Source organism: Nocardiopsis sp. TNDT3 (genome assembly GCF_003427465.1).
GTDB classification, from domain to species: Bacteria; Actinomycetota; Actinomycetes; order Streptosporangiales; family Streptosporangiaceae; genus Nocardiopsis; species Nocardiopsis dassonvillei.
The window spans coordinates 1-4,437 of record NZ_QPFC01000661.1 but is presented as its reverse complement, the minus strand read 5'-3'; the positions used below and the strand labels follow the sequence as shown (position 1 = coordinate 4,437).

The following is a 4,437-nucleotide window of genomic DNA, read 5'->3' as shown; positions in this document are numbered from 1 at the left end:
GGTCAGTTCGGCCCGCCGCCGCCCCCGAGGCCGCCCAGGCTCGGCCTGTTCTCCTCCCCGTCCGCGCTGCGCACCTCGCTGCTCAACGCCTCGGGCATGGGAGCCGGGTACGTCTACCTGCGCCAGTGGCCGTTCTTCGCCGCCGCGCTCATCATCACCCTCGGCCTGCTGGTCACCGCCGCCGTCCTCGGCGCAGCCGACAACCTCCTCCTGTGGGCGTCGATCCTCGTGGCCTGGTTCGCCGCCGCGGCCGTGCACGGCCTGTTCGCGGGGCGCGCCCGCGACGAGCGCCTGCTCGGCGGGGGGGAACAGCCCTCCAAGCGGGCGCTGCCCCTCCTCACCGCCGCCGGACTGGCGCTCGCCCTGATGGCGACCCTCACCGGCGTGTGGCAGGCGGGGGAGTGGCGGCTGCGCGTCGCCGACGCGGCCCACGCCCGCGGCGAGTGCGCGACCTCCGAGGCGGTCGCCGCCTACGGGAGCGTGGAGGACCTCTTCCAGCTCTCCTTCTCCCCGTCGCTCATGTCGCGCGCCCGCGCTGGCGCCGAGGCCTGCGCACTCCTGGACCTGGCCCAGTCCGACGTGGCCGAAGAGGCGTACGCGCAGGCCCTGGACTCCTACGCCGCCTACTTCGAGCACCCCGCCGCCCGCTGGGAGGACACCGACGGCGAGGTCGCCGACATCCACCTCTCCTACGCCGCCGACCTGGTGGCCTCGGCCGAGGAGGACTTCGACGGCGAGGTCACCGACGGGTACCGCGAGAGCATGCGGCGGGCGCACGAGATCTACACCGTGATCCCGGCGGACTACGAGGGCACCGAGGCCGCGGGCCAGGTCCCCACCGCCCTCACCGAGCTCTACGACACCGGCACCGCCGAGTACGCCGCCGAGAACTGGTGCGCGGGCTTCGACCAGATCGACATGTTCTCCGACCTGGCCTGGGACACCGTCCCCGAGGTCGCCGAGCGCATCACCACCGAGCGCCCCGACGCCGCCTTCAACTGCGGCTGGGACAGCGTGGACGGCGGATCGCTCGACACCGCCGACGAGATGGTCGCCCTCCTGGAGGCGGAGTACCCCGACCACGAGACCGACGAGGTCGAGCGGATGGTCACCCACATCGGCGCCGGGCGCATCGAGGAGAGGATGGACGCCATGACCTCGCTCGGCGAGGTCGACTTCGCGCCCGCCCCCACCGGCAGCTCCGGCAGTGACAAGAGCGTCCTGGAGATCACCAACAACACCCCGTACGAGATGCAGTTCCTCTACGTCGGGCCGGACGCCGTCCACGAGGAGATCATCACCCCCGCGTGCGAGGACTGCGAGGTCTACAGCTCGCCGCCCTCGGGCAACTCCTGCTTCGACGACGGCGACGTCATGCGCGTCGAACTCGAACCGGGCGAGTACCGGGTGCTGCTCACCTCGAAGGACTCGCTCTTCGGGGCGGCACCCCTGCACGGCACCGTCGACCTCTCCGGCGGCGACCTGTACGAGTCCTGCTACTTCGTCACCGAGTAGCCGGGGTCCGGACGCCGCGGTCCGGCAGGGGGGCCGCTCCCCGTGCCGGACCGGGCAGCCAACCCCGGGGTTCGTCCACGCGTGCGGTTGTGCGTACTGTGTGCTTCGGAGCACGCACACCTGAAACGGGGGTCACCACATGGGAGGGCGCACGTCCTGCTCGCTTCGGGTGGCATGGGACGACGGACTCACGGCCTACGACTTCGGTCCGCAGCACCCGATGGCGCCGGTACGCGTCGAGCTGACCATGGCGCTCAGCCGCGAACTCGGCGTGCTGGACGCGCCGGGGGTCGGACTCCTGGACGTCGAACCCGCCTCGGACGAACTCCTGTCCCTCGTGCACGACCCCGCCTACATCGAGGCGGTCAAGCGCGCGGGCCGCACGCTGGAGCCCGACGACGCCCACATGCTGGGCACCTCCGACAACCCCGTCTTCAAGGACATGCACGACGCCGCCGCGCTCATCTCCGGCGCGTCCGTGGCCGCCGCGCGGGCGGTCTGGAGCGGGGAGACCGCGCACGCGGCCAACATCGCGGGCGGCCTGCACCACGCCATGCGCGGCAACGCCTGGGGCTTCTGCGTCTACAACGACCCCGCCCTGGCCATCGCCTGGCTGCTGGAGCAGGGGGCCAAGCGCGTCGCCTACGTGGACGTGGACGTCCACCACGGCGACGGCGTCCAGAACGCCTTCTACAACGACCCGCGCGTGCTCACCATCAGCCTCCACGAGTCCCCGGCGACCCTGTTCCCCGGCACCGGCCAGGCCTCCGAGACCGGCGGCCCGGACGCCGAGGGGTACGCGGTCAACGTCGCCCTGCCCGCGGGCACCGGCGACAACGGCTGGCACCGCGCCTTCGACGCCGTCGTGCCGCCGCTGCTGCACGAGTTCCAGCCCGAGATCCTGGTGACCCAGCAGGGCTGCGACACCCACGCCCTGGACCCGCTCGCCAACCTCACCCTGAGCGTGGACGGCCAGCGCCGGGCCTACGCCGAGCTGCACGAGCTGGCCCGCAAGACGGCGGGCGGCCGCTGGCTGCTGTTCGGCGGCGGCGGGTACGGGCTGGTCCACGTCGTCCCCCGCGCCTGGACCCACCTGCTGGGCGAGGCCGCGGGCCGTCCCATCGACCCCGACACCGAGACCCCGCAGGGCTGGCGCGACTTCGTGCGCCAGCGCACGGGGGAGCTGGCGCCGCTGTACATGACCGACGGGCGCGAGGTCGTCTTCGACCACTTCGTGGACGGCTACGACCCGGGCGACCCGGTGGACCGGGCCATCCACGCGACCCGGACCGCGGTCTTCCCCAGCCACGGGATCGACCCGAGCCTGTAGGGGGCGGCCCTTCCGCGTCGTCGCGGTCCGGGCCGCCGGTCCGGTGCCGGCAGGGATTCACGGGGCGCCGGGCGGCTCACGGAACGGCTCCCATAACACCCCGGTGTCGACCGGCGTGAATTCCGGAGGAGCCGCGCGTGTCGCGTCCGAAGCGGGTAGGACAGAGGTTGAATACCGGGCGAACAGGAGCAGGCGCCGTGGTGGCCGCCCAGCGTGGCGCACGCTCGCTGCGCAGACGAGGAAGGGGAGCGCCAGGTGACGCCGCCGACACGCGCTGAACTGATCACCTATCTGGTGCGCACGGGAATCGCCGGGCACGTCGACACCCCGCGCCAGAACAACCTGCGGCACTACCGGCGGCTCGTCCAGAAGGACCCCTACCACCAGTTCGGTCTCACCTTCTCCCATGACTGGACCTACTCCGAGGTCCTGGCGCTGATGAGCAAGCGCTGCGGCGTGGTGGCCGACGAGGAGTACGTGTGGGGGATCGACACCATCGACCCCGACCTGACCATCGACGCCCTGGAGGCCTTCGCCGACCGGCTGGCCCTGGCCGCCGAGCGCCGGGAACGGGTCCTGTTCGCCACCGGCCACCCGCGCAACCTCCGCGAGACCTACCGCGCCTGGAAGGACGCCCTCGCCGAGCGCGGGTGCCAGGTTCTCACCGCTGGTGGCGGCTATTCCTACGAAGTGACCACGGAGCGTCCCCCGAACCGGCGGATCGTGGTGTGGGAGGACGACATCGCCATCGTCACGGACGGTCGCCTCGCCCGCCACAGCCACCACCCCTTCGCCATGCGTGCCATCCTCGCGGACCTCGCGGACCGCGGTGAGGCATGGCCGCAGTTGGTCATCGCCGACCACGGGTTCGCGGGTGCGGCGGGTGAGGCGGGAGTGCCCGCGATGGGCTTCGCCGACTGCAACGACCCCGCCCTCTTCCTCGCCGAGGCCGAAGGGAAACTACTGGTCACGGTGCCTTTGGACGACGGTTACCTGACCGAGGACTACGCCCCTCTGCGCGAATACGTTCTCGCCCGGGCCGGTCTCCTGTGAGCAGGGGGAGACCATTTATACCCACCGTTAAACCTCATCCGACCCGCCATCAACACATAGCGCCGAAGACAGGCCCAACGGCCTTTCGCTGAGGCGAACTCGGCTCTACTCTGAAAACGGACGTGTCAGTAGTGACAGCGTGACACGCTGGCATGGTTTGGGGCGGGTACACCGGGGTCGCCGCCGCACACCACGCCGGTCCCAAGGGTAGACAATGCTCACGTCCGGGAATGAGGGCGTCGAAAGATGAACGGGAGCAAGCCGCCTCTCGAAGAGGTCAGGTTCCTGACCGTGGCGGAGGTAGCCACGATCATGCGTGTGTCCAAGATGACCGTTTACCGAATGGTGCACTCGGGAGTTCTCCCCGCGATTCGCGTGGGGCGTTCCTACCGGGTCCCCGAGCGGGCCGTGCACGACTACCTCCGCGAGGCTTTCGTCGAGGCTGGTTGATCCAGGGCCCGGCCGACCGGGGCCGCCCCCCGGCCCCCGGTCAGCCGACACACCCGGGGGCGGTGACTGACGGACACCGCCCCCACCGG

General features: G+C 71.2%; 4 protein-coding genes. All 4 read left to right on the top strand.

The window, feature by feature from the left end; all coding sequences use genetic code 11:
* Nucleotides 1-1,515: DUF1109 domain-containing protein (locus tag DQW06_RS16680; protein ID WP_232833054.1), on the top strand; the 1,515-nt coding region annotated here is incomplete at its 5' end.
* A 169-nt stretch (nt 1,516-1,684) separates the two neighbouring features.
* Nucleotides 1,685-2,845 carry an acetoin utilization protein AcuC gene (locus DQW06_RS16675; protein ID WP_117198883.1) on the top strand — a complete coding sequence of 387 codons (1,161 nt, stop codon included), beginning with the start codon at nt 1,685-1,687 and terminating at the stop codon, nt 2,843-2,845.
* A gap of 255 nt (nt 2,846-3,100) precedes the next feature.
* A complete protein-coding gene (locus DQW06_RS16670) occupies nt 3,101-3,898 on the top strand; it encodes a phosphatase (RefSeq protein ID WP_013155994.1) in 798 nt (265 codons plus the stop codon).
* 246 nt (nt 3,899-4,144) lie between these two features.
* Nucleotides 4,145-4,348 carry a helix-turn-helix domain-containing protein gene (locus tag DQW06_RS16665; RefSeq protein ID WP_013155995.1) on the top strand — a complete coding sequence of 68 codons (204 nt, stop codon included), beginning with the start codon at nt 4,145-4,147 and terminating at the stop codon, nt 4,346-4,348.
* The last annotated feature ends 89 nt before the right edge of the window (nt 4,349-4,437 follow it).